The 703-nt window shown below is 45.1% G+C and carries 1 protein-coding gene; it reads right to left on the reverse strand.

The genetic code is table 11. The features are described from left to right. The coding region (locus DEQ92_RS23320) for a hypothetical protein (RefSeq protein ID WP_147299538.1) at nucleotides 1-486 on the reverse strand (486 nt) is incomplete at its 3' end. Between the last annotated feature and the right edge of the window lie 217 nt (nucleotides 487-703).

Consider the following 703-nt stretch of genomic DNA (forward strand, 5'->3'; position numbering starts at 1 on the left):
CATTGTACTATCCTCAATTTCGGGGGCATCATTTTGAAATAGGATAGACTCATCAGAAATCTTAAATTTGGGGTTAGTTCCTTTTCGAGAGACAGTCGTATTAAGCCGCCAAGTTGACGATTCGGAATTTGGGATGATGATTGTGTGATTGCCTTGTTGTGTAACTGTACTTTGGTTAGCGACTTTCCAACCGTTCCCGTCGTGGTATTCGACCGCCAGCGTCGCGGCAGCGTTGTCAATTGCAGCGACATTGATGGCTGCTTTGCGAGCGTTTGAGACACTATGATTTTTCGAGATGTAGCTCGCCTGCTGTGGCTGTTCTATTGTTATATCATCAATATAGTGATCGCCGCCAGAAAATGACTGTGTGTAGAACTGGTCAAACTCTTTTGGTGCACCATCTGTAAAGGAAAGATCAGACCCAATTTGGGTGCCATTAACGTAGCAATCAAACGTCTTGTTATCCGTATCAAGATCAAGTCTCACATTGTACCACGTGTCTGCATTCGCACTTGATATGCCATTGTAGACAGATCCGCTTAGGTAATACCACTCTCCACTTTCGATACCAACCCTCACCACAGACCCCGTTCCTTGTTTGAAAAGAGCGACGTGATTTGTCCCAGACGTAGAGTTGACACGAAACGCGAAAGAAACGTTCGTCGAGCCAGTGTATGATTGATTTAAGTTCCGTCGAACTACC

This window comes from Haloferax sp. Atlit-6N (assembly GCF_003383195.1).
GTDB lineage: Archaea > Halobacteriota > Halobacteria > Halobacteriales > Haloferacaceae > Haloferax > Haloferax gibbonsii.